The sequence below is a fragment of the Sutcliffiella sp. NPDC057660 genome, assembly GCF_042800035.1.
Lineage (GTDB): Bacteria > Bacillota > Bacilli > Bacillales > Bacillaceae_I > Sutcliffiella_A.
This window is the reverse complement of sequence record NZ_JBHVHV010000011.1, coordinates 41,429-64,327: the sequence shown is the minus strand read 5'-3', so window position 1 is coordinate 64,327 and position 22,899 is coordinate 41,429. Positions and strand designations below refer to the sequence as shown.

General features: G+C 44.4%; 24 protein-coding genes. 3 read left to right on the top strand and 21 right to left on the bottom strand.

The annotated features are described in order from the left end of the window. Positions 1-15: 15 nt before the first annotated feature. Together ACFVAD_RS13875 and ACFVAD_RS13870 are read right to left on the bottom strand one after the other, a co-directional pair. Entirely contained in the window at positions 16-1,071 is a 1,056-nt protein-coding gene (locus tag ACFVAD_RS13875; protein ID WP_386641013.1) for a FecCD family ABC transporter permease, read from the bottom strand. Continuing rightward, on the bottom strand, positions 1,068-2,072 hold the full coding sequence (locus ACFVAD_RS13870) for a FecCD family ABC transporter permease (protein ID WP_386641010.1): 1,005 nt from the start codon (positions 2,070-2,072) through the stop codon (positions 1,068-1,070). The genes ACFVAD_RS13875 and ACFVAD_RS13870 overlap by 4 nt, the downstream gene beginning before the upstream one ends. Before the next feature lie 179 nt (positions 2,073-2,251). On the opposite strand from ACFVAD_RS13870, the gene ACFVAD_RS13865 reads away from it, so the two are divergent. Next, the gene (locus ACFVAD_RS13865; RefSeq protein ID WP_386641007.1) at positions 2,252-3,235 is read left to right on the top strand and encodes an ABC transporter substrate-binding protein; all 984 of its coding nucleotides are present in this window, start codon (positions 2,252-2,254) and stop codon (positions 3,233-3,235) included. Positions 3,236-3,290: 55 nt separating this feature from the next. On the opposite strand, the gene ACFVAD_RS13860 is transcribed toward ACFVAD_RS13865, so the two are convergent. The 10 genes from ACFVAD_RS13860 to ACFVAD_RS13815 all read right to left on the bottom strand — a co-directional run bounded on the left by ACFVAD_RS13860 (position 3,291) and on the right by ACFVAD_RS13815 (position 9,204). Next, on the bottom strand, positions 3,291-4,046 hold the full coding sequence (locus tag ACFVAD_RS13860; protein WP_386641004.1) for a (S)-benzoin forming benzil reductase: 756 nt from the start codon (positions 4,044-4,046) through the stop codon (positions 3,291-3,293). Continuing rightward, a complete protein-coding gene (locus tag ACFVAD_RS13855; protein WP_386641439.1) occupies positions 4,043-4,510 on the bottom strand; it encodes a site-2 protease family protein in 468 nt (155 codons plus the stop codon). The genes ACFVAD_RS13860 and ACFVAD_RS13855 overlap by 4 nt, the downstream gene beginning before the upstream one ends. A gap of 147 nt (positions 4,511-4,657) precedes the next feature. Then, entirely contained in the window at positions 4,658-5,440 is a 783-nt protein-coding gene (locus tag ACFVAD_RS13850) for a sulfite exporter TauE/SafE family protein (protein ID WP_386641436.1), read from the bottom strand. Between the two features lie 114 nt (positions 5,441-5,554). Further along, positions 5,555-6,682 (bottom strand): MBL fold metallo-hydrolase, encoded by a 1,128-nt coding sequence (locus ACFVAD_RS13845; protein ID WP_386641001.1) that lies wholly within the window; start codon positions 6,680-6,682, stop codon positions 5,555-5,557. Between the two features lie 39 nt (positions 6,683-6,721). Further along, positions 6,722-7,273, bottom strand: a complete 552-nt coding sequence (locus ACFVAD_RS13840; RefSeq protein ID WP_386640998.1) for a sulfurtransferase TusA family protein — start codon at positions 7,271-7,273, stop codon at positions 6,722-6,724. A 24-nt stretch (positions 7,274-7,297) separates the two neighbouring features. Next, complete coding sequence (locus ACFVAD_RS13835) at positions 7,298-7,594, bottom strand: rhodanese-like domain-containing protein (protein WP_386640996.1); 297 nt, start codon at positions 7,592-7,594, stop codon at positions 7,298-7,300. Positions 7,595-7,615: 21 nt separating this feature from the next. Next, positions 7,616-7,972 (bottom strand): rhodanese-like domain-containing protein, encoded by a 357-nt coding sequence (locus ACFVAD_RS13830; protein ID WP_386640993.1) that lies wholly within the window; start codon positions 7,970-7,972, stop codon positions 7,616-7,618. 15 nt (positions 7,973-7,987) lie between these two features. Beyond that, positions 7,988-8,470 carry a DsrE/DsrF/DrsH-like family protein gene (locus ACFVAD_RS13825; RefSeq protein WP_386640990.1) on the bottom strand — a complete coding sequence of 161 codons (483 nt, stop codon included), beginning with the start codon at positions 8,468-8,470 and terminating at the stop codon, positions 7,988-7,990. Between the two features lie 15 nt (positions 8,471-8,485). After that, positions 8,486-8,713, bottom strand: a complete 228-nt coding sequence (locus ACFVAD_RS13820) for a sulfurtransferase TusA family protein (RefSeq protein ID WP_386640988.1) — start codon at positions 8,711-8,713, stop codon at positions 8,486-8,488. Between the two features lie 230 nt (positions 8,714-8,943). Further along, positions 8,944-9,204, bottom strand: a complete 261-nt coding sequence (locus ACFVAD_RS13815) for a metal-sensitive transcriptional regulator (RefSeq protein ID WP_386640985.1) — start codon at positions 9,202-9,204, stop codon at positions 8,944-8,946. Between the two features lie 386 nt (positions 9,205-9,590). Here ACFVAD_RS13815 and ACFVAD_RS13810 point away from each other — a divergent pair, with 386 nt between their 5' ends. Then, entirely contained in the window at positions 9,591-9,965 is a 375-nt protein-coding gene (locus tag ACFVAD_RS13810) for a PilZ domain-containing protein (protein ID WP_386640983.1), read from the top strand. A 45-nt stretch (positions 9,966-10,010) separates the two neighbouring features. On the opposite strand, the gene ACFVAD_RS13805 is transcribed toward ACFVAD_RS13810, so the two are convergent. From ACFVAD_RS13805 to ACFVAD_RS13790, 4 genes are all read right to left on the bottom strand, one after another. Beyond that, complete coding sequence (locus tag ACFVAD_RS13805) at positions 10,011-10,892, bottom strand: sugar phosphate isomerase/epimerase family protein (protein ID WP_386640980.1); 882 nt, start codon at positions 10,890-10,892, stop codon at positions 10,011-10,013. A 210-nt stretch (positions 10,893-11,102) separates the two neighbouring features. Further along, entirely contained in the window at positions 11,103-12,266 is a 1,164-nt protein-coding gene (locus ACFVAD_RS13800; protein WP_386640977.1) for an ROK family transcriptional regulator, read from the bottom strand. A gap of 123 nt (positions 12,267-12,389) precedes the next feature. Continuing rightward, positions 12,390-13,376, bottom strand: a complete 987-nt coding sequence (locus ACFVAD_RS13795; protein ID WP_386640974.1) for a glycoside hydrolase family protein — start codon at positions 13,374-13,376, stop codon at positions 12,390-12,392. A gap of 26 nt (positions 13,377-13,402) precedes the next feature. Then, a complete protein-coding gene (locus tag ACFVAD_RS13790) occupies positions 13,403-14,473 on the bottom strand; it encodes a Gfo/Idh/MocA family protein (RefSeq protein WP_386640971.1) in 1,071 nt (356 codons plus the stop codon). 385 nt (positions 14,474-14,858) lie between these two features. Here ACFVAD_RS13790 and ACFVAD_RS13785 point away from each other — a divergent pair, with 385 nt between their 5' ends. Beyond that, positions 14,859-17,273, top strand: coding sequence for a beta-galactosidase (locus ACFVAD_RS13785; RefSeq protein ID WP_386640968.1), 2,415 nt, complete (start codon positions 14,859-14,861; stop codon positions 17,271-17,273). Positions 17,274-17,685: 412 nt separating this feature from the next. Here the strand turns inward: ACFVAD_RS13785 and ACFVAD_RS13780 are convergent, their stop codons facing one another. The 5 genes from ACFVAD_RS13780 to ACFVAD_RS13760 form a co-directional block, all read right to left on the bottom strand. Continuing rightward, positions 17,686-18,447 (bottom strand): sugar phosphate isomerase/epimerase family protein, encoded by a 762-nt coding sequence (locus ACFVAD_RS13780; protein ID WP_386640965.1) that lies wholly within the window; start codon positions 18,445-18,447, stop codon positions 17,686-17,688. A gap of 21 nt (positions 18,448-18,468) precedes the next feature. Next, a complete protein-coding gene (locus tag ACFVAD_RS13775; protein WP_386640963.1) occupies positions 18,469-19,530 on the bottom strand; it encodes a Gfo/Idh/MocA family protein in 1,062 nt (353 codons plus the stop codon). Between the two features lie 372 nt (positions 19,531-19,902). Continuing rightward, positions 19,903-20,871 carry a sugar phosphate isomerase/epimerase family protein gene (locus ACFVAD_RS13770; protein ID WP_386640960.1) on the bottom strand — a complete coding sequence of 323 codons (969 nt, stop codon included), beginning with the start codon at positions 20,869-20,871 and terminating at the stop codon, positions 19,903-19,905. A gap of 16 nt (positions 20,872-20,887) precedes the next feature. Continuing rightward, positions 20,888-21,925 carry a Gfo/Idh/MocA family protein gene (locus ACFVAD_RS13765; RefSeq protein WP_386640957.1) on the bottom strand — a complete coding sequence of 346 codons (1,038 nt, stop codon included), beginning with the start codon at positions 21,923-21,925 and terminating at the stop codon, positions 20,888-20,890. Positions 21,926-21,955: 30 nt separating this feature from the next. Beyond that, complete coding sequence (locus tag ACFVAD_RS13760) at positions 21,956-22,678, bottom strand: ThuA domain-containing protein (RefSeq protein ID WP_386640954.1); 723 nt, start codon at positions 22,676-22,678, stop codon at positions 21,956-21,958. Between the last annotated feature and the right edge of the window lie 221 nt (positions 22,679-22,899).

The window sequence follows — 22,899 nt, the reverse complement described above, 5'->3', positions numbered from 1 at the left end:
TTTTTCCACCTTTCGTTATGCATTTCTCGTTTTATAAAGCAGATAGATAAAATATGGTGCGCCGATGGATGCTGTAAATACGCCGGCAGGAATTTCAAGTGGCGAGAACATGGTTCTTCCGATCAGGTCCGCAAGCATCACCAGGAATGCACCGATCAAGGCTGAAGTCGGAATCAATACCCCGAATGAGGAGCCCACCAGCCTGCGTGCAATATGAGGAGCCATCAGCCCGACAAATCCGATTCCGCCTGCAAATGCAACAGCACCTCCTGTCAGTGCTGTACTAAGGAACAAAAGTCCCATCCGGTGTTTATGGACCGCTCCACCAACACCTGTGGCAATTTCATCCCCAAGCTCTTGAACATTCAGATGCCTTACTACCATGATGCTTACCAGTAACAGTAATAACGTCCATGGAAGAAGGATTTTCACGTGATCCCAGTTGGAACCGTAAACAGTTCCGGTGATCCATATATTAGCCTGGCTTGCGCGGTAGATCGGGCCAAGTATCATAAATAATGTCGTAAGTGCCTGCATCAGCGTGGAAATTCCGATCCCGATCAGCACTAGGCGTACGGGAGACAGACCATTTTTCCACGAAAGGGTATAGACTACGATAGCTATTGCCGTTGCACCGATAAAGGCGCTCAATGGCAGCCATTGAATGCTGACTGTCAGTGAATTGTTGTCATCACTGAAAAGTGCCAGAAAGAGGACAACCGCAGTGGAAGCACCACCCGTTAATCCTATAATATCAGGAGATGCTAACGGGTTCCGAATTATGCCTTGTAAAATGGCTCCTGCAACCGCGAGGGATATTCCCACCAATAGAGCAATGATGATTCTCGGTAACCGGAAGGATTGGACCACTAGTGTCTCCATTTGATCTCCATATCCGAAAAACACCTTCACCACATTCCAGGGGGAGATTTTCATGTCCCCCATTCCAGTGCTGATAATAAACAGTGCAATCACCGATAAGGCTAATCCGAGTATGGCAAGCATCGCTTTTTTATCGAGAAAGAATGAAACCGAACTTTGTCCAAGCCTGAATGTTTTATACTTTTTCATTTGCCATGGAACCCCCTTCTCGCTATATAGATGAAGAATGGAGTTCCGACAATTGCCGTCATGACACCAACAGGAACTTCTTGAGGCATGATGACATAACGTGCTCCGATATCTGCCACCAAAAGGAGGATCGCCCCTAGAATTGTACAAAATGGAGCAAGCCAGCGGTGGTCCGTTCCAACAAAAAATCTTGCCACATGCGGGATGACGATTCCAATGAACACAATCGGCCCGGCTATTGCAACCGATCCTCCCGCCAATAGAATGATGACGACAGCTGCAACAAGCTTCACCAAGCCTGTTTTTACACCTAAGCTGGTTGCAACATCATCTCCCATGGCCAATAGGTTCATCTTTTTGCCGATGAAAAAAGAGGCGATGAACGCTACGGCAATATATGGGCCTACTGCAGTGACAACATCCAGCTTACGCCCTTGGACAGATCCGGCTAGCCAGAACAATACTTGATCGAGTGCAGTTTCATTGATTACCAATAGCCCCTGCGTCAGGGATGAGAACATCGCGGCAAAAGCGGCGCCGGCAAGCGTCAGCTTCATCGGGGTCAGGCCCTCACGCCCGATCGAACCGATAAAATAAACAGCAAAGGCTGCAACGGCTGCTCCAAGGAATGCCAGCCAAGTATATGTTTGTAGTGATGTAACTGAAAAAAAGGAAACTGCCACAACAACGAAAAAACTGGCGCCTGCATTAATTCCGAAGATACCGGGTGATGCTAGCGGGTTTTTCGTTAAAGCCTGCATCCATAAACCTGATAAAGCCAAGCTCGCACCCACAATGGCGGCAATGATGGCTCTTGGCAGCCTTACCGATTGAACAATGATGTGTTCATTCGATCCATCGAAATTTCTGAATGCATCTAAGGCCAAGCCAATACTTGTATCTGTATATCCATATATAATGCTTGCAACAAAACAGAGAAATAATAGGATGGAACCCACTAGTAACCCTATTATTTTTTGACTTGTTGTCCGTAATAACATAATGAGTACCTTCTATCTATATACCATTTTTATATCCACTATAAGTTTAGGAGAATACACCCATTGTGTCAATGACTTTGAAAATCATTCTCAAAAATATATTGACAACCATTCTCATTCCCAGTAATATCATATTTGTAAATGAAAATCATTATCACTATTAACGGGGGAATTACATAATGTTTAAGAACAAAAAGATTTTCACACTATTTCTATTAAGCATCGTTACTTCATTGTTATTGGCTGCTTGTGGCAATAATAGTGGAAACAATAATGCTGGCAAAGATAACGAAGGCAACGGGGATGCACCAAAAGAAGAAACATCCTACACAGTGGAACATGCAATGGGAACCGCTGAAATCAAAGGCACTCCTGAAAAAGTGGTTATTTTAACAAACGAAGGAACAGAAGCGCTTCTTGCGATGGGAGTTAAACCTGTTGGAGCGGTTCAATCTTGGTTGGGCGACACTTGGTACGATCATATCAAATCTGATATGGAAGGCGTAGAAGTTGTCGGTACTGAAAGCGCAGTAAACCTGGAGGCGATTGCCGCTCTTAAACCGGACCTTATTATCGGTAACAAACTTCGTCAAGAGGACGTTTACGAGCAACTGAATGCCATCGCACCAACTGTTTTCGCTGAGACGTTAAAAGGTGACTGGAAAGAAAACTTTGCACTTTACTCAAAAGCATTGAACAAAGAAGAAGAAGGTAAGAAAGTAATGGACGACTTCGATTCACGTGTTGCAAGCATGAGCGAAGAGCTTGGCGATAAACTGGAGCAGGAAGTATCTGTCATACGTTTCACTGCGGGTAACGTCCGTATCTATCAAAAAGATTCTTTCTCCGGAATCATCTTGGATCAATTAGGTTTTGCACGTCCTGAATCTCAAAACGTGGATAATTTTATGGTAGAAGCTACAAAAGAAACAATTCCAGCGATGGAAGGCGATATTATGTTCCATTTCTCCTTTGAAACTGGTGACGGTGAAGCCACTAAAGTGAAGGATGAGTGGTTGAAAGACCCTCTATTCCAAAACCTTGAAGTGGTAAAGGCCGGTAACGTACACGAAGTAAGTGATGCAGTATGGAACACAGCTGGCGGCGTTCTTGCAGCTAACCTGATGCTGGATGACATCGAAAAAATCATTCTTGAAAAATAAGAAGTTATGTAAAAAGGAGACAGCTGTGGCTGCCTCCTTTTTTATGTTCTACTATTTACACAAACTCTTTTATATCGTAAACTCTTCCATTCTCCATTGCATCAGACAGAACCAAATCCAGCATTTTTTGTGCCACAAAGCCTGGTGAACGGAGCTCCCCTTTTTCATGGTAGTTCTTAAAAACTTCTACATTTGTGAAGTCTTCCTTATCCGCTTGTCGAATGGTCCCCTGCATATCCGTATCCATGATTCCTGGGGAGAATGAGATGATGGTTGCGGGATTTGCCGCCGTCTCCTGCTCGTGTCCGACAGAATTTGTGAACATATCAAGCCCCGCTTTGGTCGTTCCATATGTATTCCAGCCGTAAATAGGACGATTTGCAGCTCCAGAGCTGATGTTGACTATTACTTTTTTACAATCCCAGTCTTCCGTCAGCTTTAAAAATTCATTGGTAATGAGCATTGGTGTCAGAAGGTTTAAATGGACACTTTTCGTCATAGTTTCCGGATCCGATTTTCCTGCCGGTTTGATTGGATCCACCGTGCCGGCATTGTTGATAAAATATATCCCTTCCACCTTTTCTTTATTGATGGAATCTATGATTATCTTGACCATTCCCGGAATCTTTTCATGGTCACTTAAATCTTCATTCAGAAACTGTAACGCTACCCCTGCTTCTTGAGCGTGTCGAACCAATTCTTCGTTATCGTTTCTTGCGATACAGATCAACTCGTTGTTTTCCTTTAATAGAAGCTGTGCAGTTGCTTCACCCAGGCCTTTGGAGGCGCCTGTTACAATAAAAAAGTTCATCGCTTATTCCTCCTTATTTTTACCAGTCTATATAATGAAGTTGCAATTTGCCAGCCATCCGACCTGCGATTGCCCATTTTAAAAGGAACCAGATTTAGCAAGCCGACCCAGGAGCTAAATAGGATAAATAAATGCAACAGAAGAAGGTCGTACTCGCTTAGAAGTGGAAGCACCAAAAGAATGGAGGCTATATTGAACAAGGGACCACCAAGCGAAATGAAAGCCACTTTTACAGGAGAGAGTACTCCTTCCCTGCTATTGGTCGAATATCCTCCAAGGAATACAAGATAATGAACACTGTAACTGATGGATGCATAGGAAAAATGGAACCACTCCGGCCCGATCCCGAGAACAATTTCCGTTTCCTTAATGCCGAACAGCTTGGCAAAAAGAACATGCCCCATCTCATGAATCAGATGGACAACCGGAACTATGAATAAGAAGAACAGCACAATTTCCCACATCAAATTGATAACCCTCTTTATCTAATGCCTTTAGTTACATTTATTATACATGACTTGTTGATGGAGTTTATGGAAAAACAGTGATGGGATGTGAAAGAAATATGAAAAAACCTGACCGGCATCTGCCGGTCAGGCATTTCTTCATTTTTATAAAATATCCAACCAGATCTTCACGGTTGTCGCTAAAATCAGAAGTGCCAAAGTCCATTGCAGCACTTTTGTATTCATCTTCTGTCCAAGCTTTGCTCCGATCGGGGCAGCAATGATACTCGCTACCACCATCACGATAGCCGGAATTAACAATACTTGACCCGTTGTGATTTTCCCCACTGTACTACCTATGGAGGAAATAAACGTAATGGCAAGAGAAGTGGCAATCGTCATTCTTGTAGGGATTTTCAGCACCACAAGCATGATCGGAACAAGCAGGAACGCACCTGCCGCTCCAACAATTCCCGAGCCGATCCCGACAATAAATGCCAATATCGCTGCAACAGCCTTGTTGAATGTCACCTGATCGAATGGAATATCATCTATACCTTTTTTAGGGATAAACATCATTATAACAGCAATCAAAGCTAATATTCCATACACCACGTTAATAGAATTCTCATTCATAAAGCCTGAGCCATAACCACCGATAAAACTTCCAAGCAGGATACTGACACCCATATAGATGATCAAGTCCTTATTCAGGAAGCCACCTCTGCGGTATGCCCATACACCGGAAATGGTTGCGAAGAACACTTGAACCGCGCTCACACCGGACACCTCATGGGCAGTCAAAGCAGACAATCCAAGTAACGGTGGAATATAAAGCAGCATCGGATATTTAATAATCGACCCGCCAATCCCGACCATTCCAGAAACAAACGATCCAACAAACCCAATCGCAAACAACGTCACAATCCACATTAAATCAAACTCCATCATTCATTCCCCTCCTTCAGTACGACATGGTGATTGAAATTCCTGCCGGGGTCTGGCCCCTTTCGGGAATTTCATCACCTGCCATAATTTCGAATTACATCGCTATTATGGTTATTATCCGTGAACCGCACAGCGGTTTGGACCGATTTCCATGTCGCGCTTCTCGTCGTCTGAAGGGTTGATTTTACCCATGTTCATTTCACGGATTTGCTGGTATGCATTCGGCTGTGGAGGAAGGTTTTCGGAAACCAGCTTGCGGAATTCCTCTTCGTCCTCAATGTTCAGTCCGGCATTGTTTTGGAACAGGTCACCTAAGCGTGCTGCCACAAGACCGCCTTCGCCTACTTCAGACATGTTCCCGAAGTGTGCAGGTAGGACAACCAATTCATCTGAAAGCTCTTTATAGCGTGCGTATAAAGTTTCACGAAGATCTGCTACCCAGTCCTCCGCTTTACCGGCTAAATCAGGTCGGCCGATGGATTCTACGAACAGGATGTCTCCACTTAATAAGAACCGGTTATCCACCACAAAAGATGTACTACCGATAGTATGACCTGGAGAATAGATGGCTTGAACCGCCACTTTTGTAGAACCAACAGTAATTTCTACACCGTCTTCCAGCTTTTCATACGCAAATGTCACTTCTTCCGCATCTTTCGGAGGCAACCAGTATGTTGCATTTGTTGCTTCACGCAGCATACGTCCCCCAGAGATGTGATCGGCATGTAAATGAGTATCCGCAACATGCACAAGTTTCAACCCTTTTTCTTCGATGAAGGATACATATTGATCAACCATGCGAGTGGAATCGATGATCATCGCTTCGCCATCAGATTCTACAAGATAGGATAAGCAGCCTTTTCCGATACGCACGAATTGATATAATGTTCCACCGTCGGTCAGATCAGCCACCTTCACAGGCTCCAAGTACTCACTCCACGCCTTCATTCCGCCTTTTAGGTAGGATACATTCTTCACTCCAGCTTCCACCAGCATTTCACCAACGAACACAGAAGAGCCTTCTTTTGCACAAACTACAAGAACATTCTCAAGCGGAATATCTCCTAAGATTTCTTCCACGCCTTCCATCAGATCGAAGTAAGGAATATTCTTATGCTTTACAGAAGCGCCTTCGATTTTCCAATCAGCAAATGCATCTTCATTACGTACATCCAAAATAAATAATGGCTCACTGTTTAAAATTTTCTTCGTTACTTCTTTAGTAGTCATTGCGTTCAACATATTCAAATACCCCCTATGGTATAATTTTAGTTAAAAAAATTAGGCAGTAGGACCTTCCCACTTGGACATCCCAGGAATAACGTTGATAACATTAGTAAAGCCTTTTTCCGTCAACTTTTGAGCAGCTAGATCGCTGCGGCTGCCTGTACGGCAAATAATAAACGTTTTTTTTGTTTTATCTAAGCTTTCCGCTAGTGCTTCCAATTCACCAAGAGGCATGGAAACAGCGCCAGGAATATGGCCAAAAGCATATTCTGCAGGCTCACGAACATCAATAACTGTTACATCATCGTTTAATTTTGCTTGTAGCTCATCATTGCTTGCTGTATGCGGGTGCTTCTGTTCCTCTTTTTCTTCTTCAGAACGAGCCTTACGGATGTAATGCTTCAGCACATCGCCCTCTTCCATCGTACCTAAATACTGATGGCCCACTTTTTCTGCCCAAGCAGCAATATCCGCTTTGGAGCCTTTATCTGTTGCCAATACTTCCAGGACTTCCCCAGCTTCGATCTGGTCGATTGATTTTTTTGTACGTACGATTGGCATTGGACATGCCAATCCCATTGCATCAAGTGTTAAATTTACTTTCATCTATAAACAGCTCCCTTGCCAAAATTATTTTACTTCGCCTTCCCAATCGAGCATTCCGCCAACCATATTCGTTACATCAAAGCCTTGTGCTTCCAAAAACATCGTAGCTTGAGCGCTTCTTGCTCCCGAACGGCAAACGATGATATGCGCTTTCGTTTTATCAATATCCTGTGTACGGAATTCCAATAAGCTTAATGGAATGTTGGTTGCTACAGGGATCTTGCCTGCAGCTACCTCTTCCGCTTCTCTTACATCAATGATCGAAACTTCCTCACCGGCAGCCAGCTTGTTTTCTAATTCTTTCGTAGAAATTTGCTTCATTACAGTTCCCCCCTTTCTCTTTTACCAGGCGTTCATGCCGCCCTTTACATTTGCAACCTTTGTAAAACCAAGCTTTTTCAGCTTTTTAACAGCTGCATTGCTACGCATGCCACTTTGACAGATGACCACGATCTCTTTTTCTTTGGATAGCTTACCTGTCTCTGCGTGCAAGGTAGCCAACGGCAGATTCTTGAATTGCTTTATATGATTTCCCTTGTACTCCATCGGTGTGCGGACATCAATGAATTGCTTGTTGTTGTCGTTCAGTTCCTTTTTCAGATCAGCTGTTGTAAGCTGCCTTACTCCGGAAGCTGGTTTCATTTTCAATAAAAGAAATACAACGATTGCCCCAATTAGAACGTATTGAATGATTTCCATCGATTGTTTCACATCCTATATGAATAGATTGACATTACCTTCGGATGCATCCGCTAAATATGCTCCTACTCCTGCATATTCGATTCCATCGATCATCTCTTCATGCTTCAAGCCTAATAAGTCCACTGTCATCTGGCATCCAACCAATTTCACGTCGAGGTCTTTCGCCAATTCAATCAAGTTAGGAAGAGACTCTACATTATGCTTTTTCATGATTCCCTTGATCATCTTCGGACCCATTCCTGCCATATGCATGTTGGACAAGCCTAATCTGTTTGCTCCACGCGGCATCATTTTCCCGAACATTTTTTCGATGAAATTCTTCTTCACAGGTACAAGCTCATCTTTACGTAATGCATTCAATCCCCAGAATGTATGGAAAATCGTCACCTCATGATCGTAAGCTGCTGCACCAGTTGCAATAATATAAGCGGCCATTGCCTTATCATAATCTCCACTGAATAATACGATGGTTGTTTTCTTTTTTTCGATTGTCATAGATTAAGTTCCTCCTTAGGCTTTCTTGATAAAAAATGTAAATATGTCTTGCTCTTCTTTCATGTCCACTAATTCGTTACCTGTAGATTTGGACCATGCAGCCAAGTCGGTTTTAGCACCCTTATCTGTTGCAATTACTTCCAGGATCTCACCAGAGTTCAATTCGTTTAAAGCCTTCTTTGTTTTTACTAGTGGCATCGGGCAAGCTAATCCTTTAACATCTAATACTTTGTTTGCATTCATTTTTAATTTCCTCCTTGATTGTTTTAATGTTGTTTATCTTATATACATACAGGGGTATATTTTTATTTAAAAATAATATACCAGCAGGGGTATTATTGTTTGTAAAAAAATAACTTGTGTTCATTATATACCCATTAGGGTATTTTGTAAAGTTTTTTTATACCCATCCCGGTATTTTTCGGAATAATAATATACCCATGAAGGTATACTATCGATCTTTAGCTTTCAAATTATCTGCTTTTGATTAATAAATCTACAGCTTGTTTAACTACTTCACTAGTGTCTTCACCATTCAGTACATTCTGGCGGACGCATTCCTCCAGGTTGGTGCTGACAATGACGCCAATTGCACGGTCAATCGCCGTTTTAGCTGCATTCAACTGCGCTACCACATCGCGGCAATCCTCGCCCTTCTCCATCATATGAAGCACTCCGCGAATCTGGCCCTCAGCCCGTTTCAAACGATTCTTCACTTGAGAGTTATACTCCATAATCCTAACACCTCCAATATAATCTTTGAATGAGGTATGCCCTCACTCACAACTTCCATGTCCTTATAATATACCCCTGTAGGTATTTTGTCAACAGCTGCGATTTGAATAAAAATGGTAGCAAAATAAGGGAGTAAATTTAAGGAGCAAAAAAATAAAGGGCCAGACCCTGGCAGGGATTTTGATTTACACGTCGAAAGCTTTTTGTTATTTTGGTTGTATGCTCGATGTTTTATGTAGGCTCTTTTTGTATGTGATTTGCTTGTTTTGTGTTGGAATTCCTTGTTTATAGGTATTGAGCACGATGACTAGTTGTGAAGGTTGATGCAATAATAGTCGAAAACAACAATCTACTCTAAAACAGCTTTAAGTGTGGAGGCGTATGTATGAAGTATAAACGGAATGAGCCGTTTCGATATGAATTTGGAATGCCGGTGAGGGTTAATTTCTATATCAGCAGGATCAATGGAAAGACCACTGCATCTTCCGAAGGCGAGGGCACGGTGCTGGACATCAGTCCAAGCGGCTTAAGAATGCAAACCTCCCTGGACATCCCAACCAATCAGGAGGTCGAGCTGACGATGCATATGACCATCGGCAGTCGGGAAATCGCCCTTATCGGCAACATTGTTTGGCAGAAGAAGGTGTACCCATCATACCAGTATGGGGTAGAAATGATTTCAGATGCCTTTGAGGAACAGATCATTTTTGCATTAAAGGAGTTCCAGAAGCAGCATAGATCTCATAGCAGTGATAAGTAAAAAAGAGCGCTCCTCCATTTCATATTGGAGAAAGACGCTCTTTTTTTATCTTGCGCTAACTAGTCCGGGTACCTGTTCCAAAAAGCGCTTCGCAATCAAAATTCCCTTTTGGGTTTTCTGCAAATCTCCGCCCCAGACCGGGTCTTCGTGCTCAATACTGATTACCCCATCATATCCCGCTTCCTGAAGCTCTGAAATAAATCTGGTCCAATCAAGAGCTCCAAGACCAGGCAGACGATACCGCCACCAGCTGAAGTCCGTCAGGAAGCCTACTCTCTTCAAGCGGTCCGCATTAATTTCGGTATCCTTTGCATGCACATGAAAAATTTTGCTGCCGAACTCTTTAATAGGAAGATAAGGATCAATGAACTGCCAAATCAGATGTGACGGATCATACGCCAGTCCGACATTTGGTGAGTCCAGGCGTTTTAACAGGAGCCTCATCAGCTCAGGTGAAATTGCAATGTTCCCCATCAAAGGACAGTTCTCAAACGCGATTTTTACATTTTCCCTCTCTGCCAAGGCAATAACTTCTTCAAAAAAGGCTTCCACCTGATCTAAACTATTCTCCGGCTTGGAACGGATGGCGTCGTAGCTGTCATAGCGATCACCCTTAGCAAGGTTCGAGATGCCGGTTGAAGTGACAACCGTCGGAATACCGAGTTCCCCCGCTTTTTTTATTCTCGTCATCAGTTCCTCTCGATGAGCAGCTGCAATTTCCGCATCTTCACTTAAAAAATTCCGGCAGTATGTCAATGCCGCAATATTGATCTTTCCTTCTGAAACCACTTTCTCCAAGTGGTAAAAAGGAATATTCGGTCCAATTTCCAAATGACCAAAGCCTTGCTGCAGTGACCATTCTACTATTTTGTTTATATCCGTTATTCCATGATGCACAATCGAATTCGTCAAATAACCGAGTTTCATCTGATCATCACTCTTTTTCATTTTTTGACTTTGTAAAAACCGCTGTTGATTTCCGCACTAGGCTGCGCTTTCCGCGGGGCTTGCGAGAGCCTCCTCGGCATTCGCCTTTGGGGTCTCCACTAAACGCTTCCTCCCGCAGGAGTCTTCGCCTATTGCTCCAATCAAAAGCTAAGCGTCGTTTTAACCGAGCACTTATTATTTATTTTTTCCTTATTTATTTATCGAAACTGTAAAGATACTCTCCAATAAGGCGATACTCGCAGCCCCAATTATTCCTTGCTGATCTCCTAATCCAGTTGTGATGACTTCTACCTTCCTCTTTTTAGCCAAGAAGGAATTTTTGTTTGCTTTTTCTCTGATTTCCTGAAGCAGCGGCCAATCCTCCTGTGCAAAATCGCCACCAATGACGATTTTCTGGACGTGAAACATATTAATGAAGGAAGAGAGTACTACCGCAATTTTGTTACCGGCGGAACGAAGGGATTCCAATGCGTCAGCTTCCCCATTTTGGCATGCTTCCATTACACTCTTTATTGAATCAACATTAAGCTCGTGTAGCACTGCTTCCTCTGAGGCATACCGTTCCAAGCAGCCTTTTTTGCCACACCAGCAGACTCTTCCCTCCGGCTGATAGGTCATGTGACCAAATTCACCTGCACCGGTTGTTTCACTCCGATAGAGCTGATCCCTTAGAAAAAGTCCCGAACCTATCCCCTGTCCGATATAGACACATAAAAAATCCGTTTGGTTTTTACATGCTCCGAACATCTTCTCGGCTAATGTCATGGCGCGAACGTGATGGTCCACGTGGACTGGAAGTTTCAGCGTTCTCGATAGCTCTGCGGCAATCTCGACATTCTCCCAGCCAAGGTGCTCCGCTTCCAGTATCGTCCCATTTTCATAGTCCACCAAGCCGACAGATCCCACACCGATGCAGGAAACGGGGAGTGCTTTGTTTTCTTGCAAAAAGCTCTCTAATTTTGTCGTCAAAAGCTTTAAGAAATCGTCCTGTTTGATAGTTGTAGGCAGATCAAAGCTTGTGGACTTCAGCACTTTTCCTCTTAGTGTCACGATGCCCAATTCCACACGGTCGCTTCTGATATGAACGCCGGCGACCCTTTTTTTCTCTTCATTTAATCCAAGAACCACTGTTTTGCGTCCTGCCCTTTTCAGTTCACTGACACCGTTCCCAAGCTCTACGACATAACCGTACTCCATCAGTTCATTGACAATATTGGTGATGGTTGCAGGTGTAAGCTTGGTGAAGGCAGCAATTTCCTGCCTGGTCGGCGCCTCGAGCCTCAGTAGGGTTTGAAAGACAAGCGTTCTATTTAATTGTTTCGTTCTTAACGTATTCTGACCTATAAATGACATTTCCTAAATCCCCTTTTCCTCGGTAGCTCAAGGTTGTGACGGATTTGTACGGCAAGGAGGGCCTGCTCCTGCACTCCTACTACTCAGGGGTTTGAAAAGTTAACCTGCCAAGTATGATGCCTTTTATAATCCTACCTTACATAATCGAAGTTCATGTGCCCCGTCTGCTCTTGTATATTCATAATAATACCATATTTGCCCCTCATGAATAATGGCATCCACATAGCGGACAGCCTTTTTCAAGCTGGTTTCAAGAACCGGTCCATCGACATTTATTTTTGCAAAAGTTTTCAGGTCGGCAGTTACGGCCAACGCAACCTTTTCCTCGTAATTTTGCTCCACCCCAACACTTCCATCCCATAGGACTGTGTAGGTACCTTCAAAAGGTATGATTGTCGTCACTCGGGATTGGTATTGATCCCATCCTGCTTCACTTACCGGCAGTACGGTTTGGCTCCATTCAAAATTCACACCATCGCTGCTCACCGCAAGACCTGTCGGTGCAACGGCAAGCCCGGTATTATGGACGTCACCTGTTCTATGCATTCCTTTATCCTCCGCTCCCTTCAATCCTTGAGCGTAAACGAAATACATATAGTACAAATCATCATGCTTCACGATGTAAGGATCCTTGACACCCTCCACTCCCTCTAGCTCGGATGCTGTCAGCACTTTTTGGCGTTTATCCACATCGAAGGTTGCAGGCGTCTCCGCCTCCACCACGTCGATTCTCCAGCGGTTGTCAGCAGGATCGACATAACTGATATACAGTCTGTAAAGATCATCCTTCACTTTTACAAGAGATGAACGCTCGATCGAACTGGAATTCAATTGCTTTTTGTGCAAACTCCACACATCCGTGAAGTTTTCGCCGTCCTTGCTGCTTGCAATCCTCACTTCAAAGCCACGCTCGTTTTCCCCATGGCCACGGGGGTTTCTTAAGCGATAGTATAAATAGAAGGTTTCATCCTTTTCATCAAAAAGAACCGTAGGCGCTCCTGCCCAATAGCCTGTTTCGTTTCCAAGAGGCGACACCACTGCCTTCCCTTCCTCTGGATTGAATAGTGGTGCCAATTTTATTTGATTTGTCACTACTTCCGTTTTCGCCATTTTTCATTCTCCTCACTGTCATCAATTTAGATTTCTGATATCTTCACTCTTCTGCCCTGCTCGCTAGAAAGGACTGCCGCATCAATCACCCTTGCCATTGCTGCTCCATAGGCGAAGGATAGTTCGTGTTCCTTGCCATTTGCAATTGCTTCATAAAACTCCTCGTACTGTTTCCCTCGTGCCAATCCAGGAAATTTGTGCTTTTCCTGTAATTCCATTAGAACTGCTTCGGCAGCCCACGAACCGTCTTCTGTCCTATTTCGGAAAAAGACCTCCCCCTGCTGATTCATCGAAACCGCTCCCTTAGTCCCTACGATTTCAATACCATCTCCTTCAGGCGGCAAAAGACGGGAATTATTCAATGTACAAATTGCGCCATTTTGCAGTTTTAAAATAACAGCAGCGAGGTCATCATTGGTGACCACGCCTTCTCCATCATCACCATTGCGATATGGAATGAATGTCGCGAGCTCCGCCTGCACCTCCTGTACTGCTCCACATATTTCTTGAAGGAAAAAATGAATCAGGTCGACTTGATGGATGCCAAAATCAGCGACTGCACCGGGTCCTGAAGTCTTCTTGTTCATCCGCCATTCCATTCCCACATTAGGGTTTCCGATTCTCCAGCCTCCAAGCTTATGCCGGTAGGAAAAGACCTCTCCCAGTCTTCCCTCTCCGATGATTTCCTTGATAAGCTGGGCATAGGGATGATAGCGGTATTGCATGCCCATATAGTTTACAATCCCAGCCTTTTCCGCTTCCTCCGCCAGGATCTTGGACTCGTAGTAATCAATCGAGAGAGGCTTTTCGCATAACACGGGCACCTTTCGTTTCATTGCTTCCCTTGCAATGATTCCATGCGATAAGTTATCGGTACAGATGGTGATGGCATCCACCTTTTTAAAAACTTCCTCCAAACTCGAACAGATGATGTTCTCTGAAAGATTGTTCCTTTCCGTCCACCGCTTGGCATTTTCAAATTTGATATCATAAATTGCCGTCAGTTCCCACTCGGCAACTGCCTGGATCCCTTTAAGATGGTCCGTCGCCACTCCAATTGTTTGGCCTGTTCCAATAATCCCGATCCGTAACCCCATGACTGTACACCTCATTCCTTAAGATTTCGAAAAAACTCTTAATTGATTAATTCATTAAATTTATTATAAATCTAGCATAACATTTTCCTATTAAATCCTCAATAATAATTTTAACGCATTAAGGCCTCCATTATCCTGCAGTGTTATAGAGATGGACGACTTCATTTCAATAAAAACGTTTCAACAATATTTGAAATGTGATACTATTACTCTGTAATTACTACTTAAAATGCTTTGTAACAAGGGTAATATTTGTCTACACTATATTATTAATACACGAAACGTTTCAACTTTATTTTTGTAAGCGCTGTTATACTAGTGCCCACTCAGGGTCAGAGCGGGATAAAGAAATGAATTAAATCTATTTTTGAGGGGATGGAGAAAATTGATTGAGATTAAAAATAAGCAGATCATCATCGATGGAAAACCTGTATTGATCATGTGCGGGGAAATTCACTATTACCGTTTGGAACGCAAGGATTGGCAGGACCGGATCGATAAATTGAAGGATGCAGGTTGTAATGCAGTTGCAACCTATGTTCCTTGGCTTTGCCATGAGCCGGTTGAAGGCCAGATCGATCTTGACGGCCATACACGACCAGAGCTTGATTTGGGAGCATTCATCGATCTTTGTGAAGAGAATGACCTGTACTTCTTTGTTCGTCCGGGTCCATTCATCATGGCTGAGATGAAAAACGAAGGGATCCCTTATTGGGTATACGAAAAGCATCCGGAAATCATTCCTGTAGGCTGGGACGGTAATGACGCAACTACACCGACAATCGACTACCTTGCTCCAGGATTTTTAGCAGAGACAAAGAAATGGTACAAAGCTATCATCGGTGTCATCGCTCCACGCCTTTACACAAATAATGGGAAAATCATAGGTGTGCAGCTGGATAACGAGATCGGCATGCTTTCCTGGGTGAGCAACTGCCCGGATTTGACTGAGCATGTGATTGAAGACTTTTCCGGATGGCTTATGGAAAAATACGATGCCGCGACATTGGAATCCCGCTATCCATTTGATTTATCCAATCCCGAGGTCCGTGTCTCCAGCTTCCGTTCTCCATCGGAACAATATGCTGCCGAGCTTTTGCGTGATCTAGGGCACTATATGAGGAACCGCTTTGCCCGCTATGTAGCTGTCTTGCGCGACTATGCAGAGGAATATGGCGTAAAGGACGTACCTTTTATCGTCAATATCCATGGAACAGGTGGAGGACGCGGCTTGACCTATCCGATCGGCATCAGCCAGCTTTACGAATCCTATACACAGGATGATGGCTATATGTCCGGTTCCGACATCTATTTTGGCGACTTGGATGTGTCCACCTTCCAGGACCTATATTTGATAAACGGCTTCATGGATGCGGTTCACAATCCAGATCAGCCACTAACATCCGTTGAGTTCAACTGCGGAGACGGAAACTTCGGGGAAACCTATGGCGGTCGTTATGATGTTTCCGCTGCGGATTTCAAGACACGGATGTGTGTCGCTCAGGGTAACCGTCTAATTAACTACTATCTATTTACAGGCGGCTACAACTATCAGATCGACGAAGCGACAGGCGATGGAAATGGGCGTATCGCTTCCACTGGAGAACGCCACGGCTTTGCTGCACCGGTCAATCCGGAAGGTAAGCTGAACTATACTTTCCCTAGAATGGCGAGATCCATCAGGACGATGATGGCCGTATCAGATAAATTGGCAGCCATGGATGAAGATCGCGATCCGGTTTCCTTCGCCTTCATTCCAGACTACTATATGACCGAATACCGCTATCCGTCGAGCACGAAAATGAAGGATATCATCGATAATATCACGATGCATCGTGGTGCAGGCGCTTGGGAGATCATGGCGCGGGCAATCCTTCTTGCGAGCTATCGATTCGGATCGGTCGATATTCAAAATAAAGAGCTGAATCCTGAAGTGACACCTTCCATTATCGTCCCTTCTGCAAGATACATGGATAGAGAGGTTCAGGAAAAGCTTGTGAAGTATCTGCAAGACGGTGGTGGTGTACTTCTATACGGCGAGGTACCTACTTTTGATATGGAAGGTAAGCCATTCCAAGCACTTGCCGATGAACTTGGCGTGGAGCCTTTTGAAGTAAAATTCAACAAGCACGGTCATAACATGTCCCTGACTGCAGACGGCTGGGCAGCACCACGTCCGGAAATTCGCACGTATTTTACACAGACATTCAAAGTTGGCGAAAACGTCCAGCCGATCATGCGTGTAACCGAAACAGACGAGATCTGCGGATTCGATGTGCAGGTCGGCAAGGGAAGAGCAATCGTCCTTTCAACAGCTTATCGCTGTGACCTGGACCTGTTCAAGAAAGCATTGGAGCATCTGGGAGCAACAGCCGGTTTGACGCATGACTGCGAGTATCATGGTATTTTCTCTACATCGGTTTCCAATGGGGACGAGCGCTTTATCCACCTGTTGAACCTGGATGGATTTGATAAGGACATCCATTTGACTCATGATGGTGTAAAGCTCTTGGAGGGCAAAAAGATTACATTGCAAAGCAAGGATGGCGTCATGCTTCCGGTCAATGTGACGTATCATGATGTGACGATTGCCTATTCCACTGCTGAGATTATCGATGTAGCTGCTGATGCGATTGAGTTCAGACTGACCCAGAGTGCGGATACGATTTGTCTTGTTACGAAGCGTACGGTTGCTAAGAGTGATGATTTTACGGTGGAGAAGCTTGGGGATCGAACTGTTGTCACCTCGAAAAAGCATGCGAAAGTGGATGACAAGCTAGTTGTGAGATTTGATAGATAAGTATATAGACAAAACCAGGTCGTAGCTGTTGATGTTACGATCTGGTTTTTTATTTGCATAAAGCGAGTTTTAGTACATTATGGAGATTTCACCTTTGGGTTGTTGGTATGATGAGCTTTTTGAGCAAATCTAACTGGCGAAATACCCTTCATAGAGGTTATGATGAGCTTTTTGAACAGCACTCACAGCCGAAATGCCCTTCATAGAGGTTATGATGAGCTTTTTGAGCAACACTCACAGCCGAAATGCCCTTCATCACTCTTACAATGAGCTTTTTGAGTAACCTTCACTTGTGAGAAACCTATTACCCAAATAGGCATTCCGAAAAAAACCCAATGAGCTAACTGGACAAAATTAAAAAAACCTCCGAAAGCCGGATCAAAACCGGCTTTCAAAGGCATCCCAATTGAAATTATTTCATCTCATCTATCAATCTATGCAAATTATTAACACTTACTCTCAAGCTGTCCAACGGGTTCCCCGGACATTCATCCTGTTCCACCGCGTACCACTCGATACCATTCTCTTCTCCCCAGCGTAAGATCGGTTCAAAGTCGATGGACCCGGTACCAACCTCTGCAAAGGATTTCTGCTCGTCATTCGCCATGTCCTTCAAATGGATGATTGGCATTCTGTTGGCATAAGGCTCCAAAAAGCTGACAATCTCTTTGCCGCCTTTTTTCACCCAGTATACGTCCAGTTCCGCCAATAGAAGATTATCTTCACTAGGCTCCAACAGGTATTCCAGTGCATTCACACCGTCAATCTCCGTTTCGAATTCAAAGTCATGGTTATGGTAGCTGATGCGGTATCCGTCCGCTTGCACTTTTCTAGCAATCTCGTTCAGCTCTGCTTTTAGCGCAATATAGTTCTCAACAGTTCTTTCATCTTCCCCTAAGTAAGGAAGAATCAGATCCTTAGTGCCAAAAATGTCAGCTTGCTCCAAAACACTTGGCAGCTCGTTACTCAAGCTGTTCAAATCGACATGCATCCCCGCAGCTCCCAGTCCAAGCTCTTTCATCACAGCAGCGATTTCCTTTGGATCGTGGCCGAACATTCCGGAAATCTGCACTCCCGCATAACCCATTTCCTTCAATTCTCTTAACACTCCTGGAAAATCATCTGTTAAAAGGTCACGCACTGTATAAAGCTGAGCAGCAATTTTATGCTTCATCCTATTCACGCCTCTCCGATTTTATAATCTTACCTCATGGCCAGTTTTTGCAGATTTGTAGATTGCATCCAAAATCTTGATCATGTCGACACCTTGTTCTGGTGTGAAGATCGCTTCCGCTCTGCCTTGAACAACGTCGACGAAATGATTGATATTATTCGCATGGTCGCCAGTATGATGGTTCCCGATTTCCGGCTCGACATTCCATAGCTTTTCTTCCACTTCCGTAAATATCTTCAGTTTTCCGTTTTTGAAGCTTGCTCCAGCCTTTGTTCCGCGAAGCTCGTAGAAGTTCACCTCTTCTTCGATGTTGGAAGCCCAGCTGAATTCAATCTGCAGGCTAGCTCCGTTATCAAAGCGGATGAAACCTGTTGCAAGGTCCTCAACATCGAATGTTCCATCGTCCTGCTTTGTTCCGAATTGGCTATGAACGGAATCTGCTAAATCTGTGTCTGCAAATTTTGTGTAAGTGGACCCAACCACGGATACAGGCTTTGGATTGCCCATGATCCAAATCGCAAGGTCAATGAAGTGAACGCCAAGATCGATTAGCGGACCTCCTCCGGAAAGTTCTTTTGTCGTGAACCAGCCGCCTTTACCAGGAATACCTCTTCTGCGTATCCAGCCACAGCGACCTGTGTAGATTTCGCCCATATGGCCTTTTTCCACAAAACGCTTCATGTAGCCCGATGCTGCACTGAAACGGTTGTTTCTCATGACCATCAATGTTTTTCCGGATTTTTCAGCAGCCGCTGCCATTCTTTCCGCTTCTTCCGGGCTTACTGCATCCGGCTTTTCGCAAAGAACATGCTTTCCTGCTTCAAGTGCTGCGACAGAATACTCGGAGTGGAAAAGGTTTGGTGTACAAATGTCCACAATATTGATTTCTTCATGAGCCAATACATCCTTGTAGTCTGTGTAAACATGAGGAATGTTGAATTCTTTTGCTACTGCTTCGGCTTTTTCGCGGTCGATATCACAAACTGCCACGATTTCAACATCCTTGTTGTCTTTCCATGCAGGTGCATGCACATAACGAAAAATGTTTCCTGCTCCAATTACCCCTAATTTTAAATCAGCCATCTGTTTTTCCTCCCCTATGTATCTTCTTGTTAATTATTCCTATATAACACCGCTGTTGATCTCCGCACTAGGCTGCGCTTTCCGCGGGGCGGTGCTGGAGCCTCCTCGGCTTCGCCTGTGGGGTCTCCAGCCTACCGCTGTCTCCCGCAGGACAAGGAAGGCTGCGGCAGCGATACATCGCACGAAGAAAATGCTCGCATTTTCGAGGAGTCTTCGCCTATTGCTCCAATCAACAGCTAATCAACTCTAGAGATTAACAGAGTACATTAATTGAATAATTTAATTAATCATACCGAAACAATATCTATTTTTATAGAAAAATAGCTAACCAAAAGAGGCAACTCTGTGCCCCTTCTGGTCAACTTTGTAGGTTTACACCCACCATAATTCTGCTGGTTGTTCTTTGATCAATACGGATTGAAGGTTTGTCACTGCGCGGGCGAAGCCTTCTTCAATGGACATGATTGGGTCTTCGTGCTCGATGCTTACCACATAGTCATAGCCGTATGTGCGGAGTGCGCTCATCATGTCAGACCATTCCTGGACGCTATGGCCGCAGCCTACAGAACGGAAGCTCCATGCACGAGTCTGGATTTCTCCATATGGCTGCATGTCGGTCAAGCCGTACATGTTGACATTGTCCTGATCGATATAAGTGTCTTTTGCATGGAAGTGATGAATTGCTCCAGCTTTTCCAAGGATTTTGATCGCTGCCACTGGATCGATTCCCTGCCACCAGAGATGACTCGGATCCAGGTTTGCACCGATTGCAGGAGATGTCAGCTCACGGAGCTTCAATAGCGTATGAGGAGTGTGCACCAGGAATCCGCCATGAAGCTCAAGGCCGATTTTGATGTTGCGCTCTTCTGCGTACTTTCCAACCTCTTTCCAATAAGGAATCAGCTTTGTTTCCCACTGCCATTTCAATACATCACCGTACTCGTTCGGCCAAGGTGCTACCGGCCAGTTTGGCGCTTTTGCATTTTCGCTGTCCCCAGGAACTCCGGAGAAGCAGTTGACTACTTCCACACCTGTCAGTGCTGCAAGGTCAATCGTCTTCAATAGTGTTTCATGGGAATCCTTTGCAAAAGCCTCATCTGGGGAAATCGGATTGCCATGACAGCTGAACGCACTGATTTGAAGGCCACGGGAGTGGATTTCCTCCATGTATGCATTTCGTGCACCTTCATCTTCAAGAAGTGTGTCAAGTGGACAATGGTTGTTGCCAGGGTAGCAGCCCGTTCCGATCTCGACTGCATCAAGCCCTGCACCTTTCACATAGTCCAGCATTTCCGTAAATGATTTATTGGCAAAAAGTACTGTAAACACGCCTAGTTTCATTGCAGTTCACGCTCCCTTAGTTCAAGTCGTTTTTAATATTTACGATTTTTTTCGTTTCGTTTGATTCAAGTGCACCCAGGATAACCATTAAGGAATTCTTTCCTTCGTTTCCATCTACAAGCACTTCAGTGTCTTCTATGATGCTCGCCACAAAGTGGTCGATCACTTGAGATCCCGTTTGGCCGCCGCTCTCGTTGCTCTGAATTCTTCCTAGTTCATAGCGAACTGTTTCCCCTGTAGCATATTGGACAACCAAAGAATGAGTCGGATCGTCCTCTAGACGCAATACCGCTTTTTCCGAATAGATGATTGTGGAGTTGTCCTCTCTTTTATAGGACCAGCTTGCTGCAAGCGTTCCAACAATGCCGTTTTCCGTTTTCAGTACACATACAGCAGTGTCATCTACATCTGTGTTTTGTTTGGCAGACGTTTCGATGAATGCCCCCACTTCCACGATTTCTTCTCCAAGAAGGTAGCGCATCAGGTCGGATTTATGGACACCAAGGTCACCCATCGCACCAATGAACGCTTCCTCTTTACGGAAGAACCAGCTGTCCTTGCCGTCTACACTCCAGCCCTCAGGCCCAGGGTGTCCGAAAGCTGTACGGAAGCTGTAGATTTTTCCTACTTCGCCACTTTCAATAAGCTGTCTCGCTTTTTGATGGGAAGGAACAAAGCGCTGGTTGTGCGCAATCATCAGCTTTTTGCCGGATTCCTTAGCCGCTGCAATCATTTCATCCGCTTCTTCTTTTGATGTTGCCATCGGCTTTTCGCATAATACGTTTATTCCCGCTTTGGATGCGTAGATGGAAACAGGTGCATGCAGATAGTTAGGTGTGCAGACACTCACGATATCCAATTCCTCACGGTCGATCATTTCTTTGTAATCCGTATATACTTTTCCACCATACTGCTCGGAAGCATGTTCAGCGCGCTCCTGTACGATATCGCAAAGTGCTACAAGCTCGACATTCTGGTTTGCATGGTATTCAGGTAAATGGCGGTATTTCGCGATGCTTCCGCAGCCTACCACTCCAACTCTCAATTTTTTCATAAAAGAAACCTCCTAAGTGATATGCTCTATTTATTTGCTTTTGATTTCCTCTAATGGTTTTGCATTTCCGTAGTGCACAGGTCCGCATTCTGTCGGCTTTGCCCATTTTACGGCATTGCTGATCACTTTTTGCACTTTTTCGTGGTAGTACGTCGGGTAGGTTTCATGTCCAGGACGGAAGTAGAATACCTTTCCTTTTCCACGCTTGTATGTGCATCCGCTGCGGAACACTTCCCCGCCCTCGAACCAGCTGACGAATACTAGCTCGTCCGGATCTGGAATGTCAAAGTGCTCGCCATACATTTCTTCTCTTTCAATATCGATATACTCTCCGATGCCTTCAGCAATCGGATGACCCGGAGATACAACCCAGATTCTTTCCTTCTCGTCCGCTTCTCTCCATTTCAGGTCACACGTCGTACCCATCAAGGTTTTGAAGATTTTGGAGAAGTGTCCGGAATGCAGGACAATCAATCCCATGCCATCTAGTACTCTATTTTTCACACGAGTCACAATTTCATCACTCACATCGTCATGCGCCATATGTCCCCACCATACAAGAACATCGGTACTGTTCAGAACTTCCTCTGTCAGGCCATGCTCCGGCTCATCGAGGGTTGCAGTTCTTACTTCAAAGTTGTCCTCTTTCAGGAATGAGGCAATCGCTCCATGAATCCCCTCCGGATAAACCTCTCTAACCTTTTCATTCGTTTGTTCATGACGGTTTTCATTCCAAACTGTTACTTTTATCATGATAAAATTGCTCCTCTCTTATATAATCTGCTTCTGATTTTATTAAAATATCAAACTATGAATTGCGATATGAGAACGTTTCCATAAATAGCTCTACGAAACGTTTCAACAAGTACTTTTCTATTATAAATGGATATAAAAGCGTTTTCAATGTTAATGTCCGAACTGGATAGGATAATTCCGACTTTTTCTTTGAAATGCTGAAAAATTAACAAGGAAAA

Bases quoted from the DNA above. Each gene is read 5' to 3' on its own strand.
- ACFVAD_RS13875 (WP_386641013.1), bottom strand. From the start codon at position 1,071: ATGAAAAAGTATAAAACATTCAGGCTTGGACAAAGTTCGGTTTCATTC.
- ACFVAD_RS13870 (WP_386641010.1), bottom strand. From the start codon at position 2,072: ATGTTATTACGGACAACAAGTCAAAAAATAATAGGGTTACTAGTGGGT.
- ACFVAD_RS13865 (WP_386641007.1), top strand. From the start codon at position 2,252: ATGTTTAAGAACAAAAAGATTTTCACACTATTTCTATTAAGCATCGTT.
- ACFVAD_RS13860 (WP_386641004.1), bottom strand. From the start codon at position 4,046: ATGAACTTTTTTATTGTAACAGGCGCCTCCAAAGGCCTGGGTGAAGCA.
- ACFVAD_RS13855 (WP_386641439.1), bottom strand. From the start codon at position 4,510: ATGTGGGAAATTGTGCTGTTCTTCTTATTCATAGTTCCGGTTGTCCAT.
- ACFVAD_RS13850 (WP_386641436.1), bottom strand. From the start codon at position 5,440: ATGGAGTTTGATTTAATGTGGATTGTGACGTTGTTTGCGATTGGGTTT.
- ACFVAD_RS13845 (WP_386641001.1), bottom strand. From the start codon at position 6,682: ATGTTGAACGCAATGACTACTAAAGAAGTAACGAAGAAAATTTTAAAC.
- ACFVAD_RS13840 (WP_386640998.1), bottom strand. From the start codon at position 7,273: ATGAAAGTAAATTTAACACTTGATGCAATGGGATTGGCATGTCCAATG.
- ACFVAD_RS13835 (WP_386640996.1), bottom strand. From the start codon at position 7,594: ATGAAGCAAATTTCTACGAAAGAATTAGAAAACAAGCTGGCTGCCGGT.
- ACFVAD_RS13830 (WP_386640993.1), bottom strand. From the start codon at position 7,972: ATGGAAATCATTCAATACGTTCTAATTGGGGCAATCGTTGTATTTCTT.
- ACFVAD_RS13825 (WP_386640990.1), bottom strand. From the start codon at position 8,470: ATGACAATCGAAAAAAAGAAAACAACCATCGTATTATTCAGTGGAGAT.
- ACFVAD_RS13820 (WP_386640988.1), bottom strand. From the start codon at position 8,713: ATGAATGCAAACAAAGTATTAGATGTTAAAGGATTAGCTTGCCCGATG.
- ACFVAD_RS13815 (WP_386640985.1), bottom strand. From the start codon at position 9,204: ATGGAGTATAACTCTCAAGTGAAGAATCGTTTGAAACGGGCTGAGGGC.
- ACFVAD_RS13810 (WP_386640983.1), top strand. From the start codon at position 9,591: ATGAAGTATAAACGGAATGAGCCGTTTCGATATGAATTTGGAATGCCG.
- ACFVAD_RS13805 (WP_386640980.1), bottom strand. From the start codon at position 10,892: ATGAAACTCGGTTATTTGACGAATTCGATTGTGCATCATGGAATAACG.
- ACFVAD_RS13800 (WP_386640977.1), bottom strand. From the start codon at position 12,266: ATGTCATTTATAGGTCAGAATACGTTAAGAACGAAACAATTAAATAGA.
- ACFVAD_RS13795 (WP_386640974.1), bottom strand. From the start codon at position 13,376: ATGGCGAAAACGGAAGTAGTGACAAATCAAATAAAATTGGCACCACTA.
- ACFVAD_RS13790 (WP_386640971.1), bottom strand. From the start codon at position 14,473: ATGGGGTTACGGATCGGGATTATTGGAACAGGCCAAACAATTGGAGTG.
- ACFVAD_RS13780 (WP_386640965.1), bottom strand. From the start codon at position 18,447: ATGAAGCATAAAATTGCTGCTCAGCTTTATACAGTGCGTGACCTTTTA.
- ACFVAD_RS13775 (WP_386640963.1), bottom strand. From the start codon at position 19,530: ATGGCTGATTTAAAATTAGGGGTAATTGGAGCAGGAAACATTTTTCGT.
- ACFVAD_RS13770 (WP_386640960.1), bottom strand. From the start codon at position 20,871: ATGAAACTAGGCGTGTTTACAGTACTTTTTGCCAATAAATCATTTACG.
- ACFVAD_RS13765 (WP_386640957.1), bottom strand. From the start codon at position 21,925: ATGAAAAAATTGAGAGTTGGAGTGGTAGGCTGCGGAAGCATCGCGAAA.
- ACFVAD_RS13760 (WP_386640954.1), bottom strand. From the start codon at position 22,678: ATGATAAAAGTAACAGTTTGGAATGAAAACCGTCATGAACAAACGAAT.